The following is a 4,400-nucleotide window of genomic DNA, read 5'->3' on the forward strand; positions in this document are numbered from 1 at the left end:
AGGAATATCTCTACTCTTTCAAGATATTAGTAGCACCATATTGGAATGTAAATTAATGTTAATGATGGAAGATTATATACTGATTATAGTATATTAGTAGCACCATATTGGAATGTAAATCTTGGTTGTTTATTCTTTTTAATTCCATACTTAAATATATTAGTAGCACCATATTGGAATGTAAATATATTCTGTTCTAGCCATTCATCTAACTTAGATAAATATTAGTAGCACCATATTGGAATGTAAATTTGCTATTAGTTATTTTATTAACTGTAGCTTGTACATATTAGTAGCACCATATTGGAATGTAAATAGAGGAAGTAAAGTTAAAAATCATCTTCAAAGTGAAATATTAGTAGCACCATATTGGAATGTAAATTAAACACAAAAAACATATTTATCATAAAATTTTGTCATATTAGTAGCACCATATTGGAATGTAAATAGCTATAAGATATTCCAAATCTTCTTTACTCCAAGGATATTAGTAGCACCATATTGGAATGTAAATAGTTTCATAGTAGACAACTTATAGGAATTTTCTCTATATATTAGTAGCACCATATTGGAATGTAAATATTTTTATAGGGGGAGATCAAACATGGTCATAATTAATATTAGTAGCACCATATTGGAATGTAAATCTTGTACTTCTTTTAAAGGCTTTTCTATTGTTGCTTGATATTAGTAGCACCATATTGGAATGTAAATTTTTTATTTTGGAATATTTTAATTTATAGTTGAATACATATTAGTAGCACCATATTGGAATGTAAATATATCAATAAATGCCGAGTAATCTTTATTAACAATGATATTAGTAGCACCATATTGGAATGTAAATTTGCCAGGCTTTGCTACAAACATATAAATACCCCAAATATTAGTAGCACCATATTGGAATGTAAATGTTCCGAGAATCAACATACCAAAAGCCCATAAAAGTATATTAGTAGCACCATATTGGAATGTAAATCGAATAACGATTAATTTAAGAATAGCATAAAGGATAGATATTAGTAGCACCATATTGGAATGTAAATTTGTAATCGGCATATTTACTAGCTTTGCGAGGAGTTGATATTAGTAGCACCATATTGGAATGTAAATTAATTTTTTTGTTTTATCAAATTCAGGTGTTAGGTTAATATTAGTAGCACCATATTGGAATGTAAATATGTATGCCCTAACTGATTTGTTAATATAATTATAATATATTAGTAGCACCATATTGGAATGTAAATATAATTACATAATTATAATACTTGGTGTTAGTATAAAGTAGTGGACACATTAAGACGAACTAAGTAAAATAATATTTAGTTAAGAAAGGATGTGTACAATATGGGAAAGGGCAAAAGATATGATCAAGAATATAAGGATATGATAGTAGACTTATATAAATCAGGAATGACCTTAGCAGAGCTAAGTAGCGAATATGGCATTGCAAAATCAACAATTAACGGATGGATCAAAGATGTTAAAGAAATACAAGTAGATGATAATGAAGTTATGACATTAAAGGAAGTTAAGGCTTTTAAAAAAGAAATGGCAAGAATCAAAGAGGAAAATGAAATATTAAAAAAAGCTATGGCCATATTTGCAACAAAAAATTAGATGAAATAATAGAATTTATAGATAGCAATAAAAGTAACCATGATATTAAGACTATGTGTACCGTTCTAGGCGTAGCCAGAAGCACATATTATAAATCTTTTGATAAAACTAAATCTGCAAGAGAATTAGAGAATGAGGAATTAAACGCTGCTATTAAAAGGATCTATAAAGACAATAAAGGAATATATGGTGCTCCTAGGATTCATCATGTACTTAGTATAGAAGGCTTTAAAATATCCTTAAAGAGAGTTCAAAGACGAATGAGCGAACTTGGTATTTGTGCAGTAACTGTAAAAAAATACAAACCTCATTCGAGCAAAAAAGTAGCAGAAGGTTTAGAAAACGTTTTAAAGAGAGATTTTACTACTACTTCTATCAATGAAAAATGGGTAGGAGATATTACATATATTCATACTATCAAAGATGGTTGGTGCTATTTAGCTTCAGTTCTTGACTTACATTCTAAAAAAATAATTGGCTACGCTTTCGGTAAGAGAATGACTAATGATTTAGTTGTCAAAGCCTTAAAAAATGCTTATTACAGCCAATCTCCTGATAAAAATAAGCAACTAGTATTCCATAGCGACTTAGGTTCTCAATACACTAGTAATGATTTAAAGGACCTATGTAAAGAGTTTAATATTCTACAATCATTCAGTAAAAAAGGTTGTCCATATGATAATGCTTGTATAGAATCTTTCCATTCATCAATAAAAAAGGAAGAAATATATAGAAGTACATACCGCACCTTCTCAGAAGCTAATGTGGCTATTTTTAAATATATTGAAGGATGGTATAACAGAAAAAGGCTGCACTCATCACTAAATTACATCACACCACATCAATGTGAATTATTAGCTAGAAGTTCAGCATAAAAAAGTTTGACTTTTTGTGTCCAAGATATTGACATAAGACCAATATTGGAATGTAAATATAGTCAATATTTATTTTTCGACAAATAAAAAAAGCATATTAGTAGCACCATATTGGAATGTAAATATAAGTCAATTTGGGTGGTTAGATAGATACAATACTATATTAGTAGCACCATATTGGAATGTAAATTCATCTAAATATTCGTCATATTTTTCTAAGTCATCTATATTAGTAGCACCATATTGGAATGTAAATGTAGAAAATGAAGAAGAAGGCGATATTGAAGCTCCATATTAGTAGCACCATATTGGAATGTAAATATTATATTTGGTTATGATGAGTTACAAAATGAATTTAATATTAGTAGCACCATATTGGAATGTAAATACAGAATTAATACTAAAACTATATAAATATGAAGAAATATTAGTAGCACCATATTGGAATGTAAATTAATACATTATTTCAAATTCATCACCTGCAAGATAACATATTAGTAGCACCATATTGGAATGTAAATCAAAAGTGCATCATCTACAAGTGCTATAGCTTGAATATATTAGTAGCACCATATTGGAATGTAAATGTATAGAGTTAGCGTCAGCAACGTTGCCTTCTCGATATTAGTAGCACCATATTGGAATGTAAATTACTTAAGATAAAATTCAATTTGAGCATAAGGAATCATATTAGTAGCACCATATTGGAATGTAAATTATTTCCTTACATTTCTCTATAATTATATTCTTAAATATTAGTAGCACCATATTGGAATGTAAATACTAAGGCTATTTTCTCTGTTCTTGCTGGAAATTTGATATTAGTAGCACCATATTGGAATGTAAATATAATAATATCTGAATTATTATCTATTTGTGTAATTATATTAGTAGCACCATATTGGAATGTAAATCTGGTTCTAGCAAATCTATATACATTTGCTACATAAGATATTAGTAGCACCATATTGGAATGTAAATTGAGGATGTAGGCATTACATTGAAAGTTTATGCTAAATATTAGTAGCACCATATTGGAATGTAAATAAACTTATTTTATGGACAGATAGAGGAGCAGCAAGACATATTAGTAGCACCATATTGGAATGTAAATTTAATTACACTAGCTGAAACTTCTAGATAAAAAGAAATATTAGTAGCACCATATTGGAATGTAAATGAAGCAGTAATTGCAAATAAAGTATCTAAACTTAGATATTAGTAGCACCATATTGGAATGTAAATTCAAAAATAAAATTCTATGTTGATGGTAGATTTTTAATATTAGTAGCACCATATTGGAATGTAAATTCTTTTAATTCGTAACAAGTTGTATCGTTCATTGAATATTAGTAGCACCATATTGGAATGTAAATAAGGTGAGTAAATTCATAAAATATATCAAACCCTTCATATTAGTAGCACCATATTGGAATGTAAATGGTTTTATTCCTTTGCCTACTGAAACTATAATGGAATATTAGTAGCACCATATTGGAATGTAAATGATTCAGGACTAGGATATTTAAATCTTAAACCACATATATTAGTAGCACCATATTGGAATGTAAATTTTAAGAAAATTGATTACTGATTGTTTTATTCCTTCATATTAGTAGCACCATATTGGAATGTAAATCTTACTGACTTAATAACTTCATCCCAATTTTTAAAAATATTAGTAGCACCATATTGGAATGTAAATGTGAACTTGCAAATAAATTTTATAAAATAGGTTCTTAATATTAGTAGCACCATATTGGAATGTAAATGAAGTTAATTATAAATTCCAATTAGGCTTATGCTTAATATTAGTAGCACCATATTGGAATGTAAATTCGTCGTCCTCTAAGGTTATAAAGTCCTTTTGTCGCATATTAGTAGCACCATATTGGAATGTAAATT

General features: G+C 28.2%; 1 protein-coding gene and 2 CRISPR repeat arrays. The gene reads left to right on the top strand.

Features of this window, described 5'->3' with window-relative positions; genetic code table 11:
- The first annotated feature begins 23 nt into the window (after positions 1 to 23).
- Positions 24 to 1,248: a CRISPR direct-repeat array (repeat unit 30 nt; unit sequence ATATTAGTAGCACCATATTGGAATGTAAAT).
- Between the two features lie 99 nt (positions 1,249 to 1,347).
- Positions 1,348 to 2,495 (top strand): IS3 family transposase gene (locus tag A500_RS18890; protein ID WP_156174287.1). Its coding sequence is split into 2 segments (ribosomal slippage): positions 1,348 to 1,591 and positions 1,591 to 2,495, totalling 1,149 coding nucleotides; the frame shifts between segments, so codons are not numbered across the junction.
- A 94-nt stretch (positions 2,496 to 2,589) separates the two neighbouring features.
- Positions 2,590 to 4,399: direct repeats of the CRISPR family, unit length 30 nt; unit sequence ATATTAGTAGCACCATATTGGAATGTAAAT.
- Position 4,400: the final 1 nt, after the last annotated feature.

It is taken from the genome of Clostridium sartagoforme AAU1 (assembly GCF_000401215.1).
Classification (GTDB): Bacteria; Bacillota; Clostridia; order Clostridiales; family Clostridiaceae; genus Clostridium; species Clostridium sartagoforme.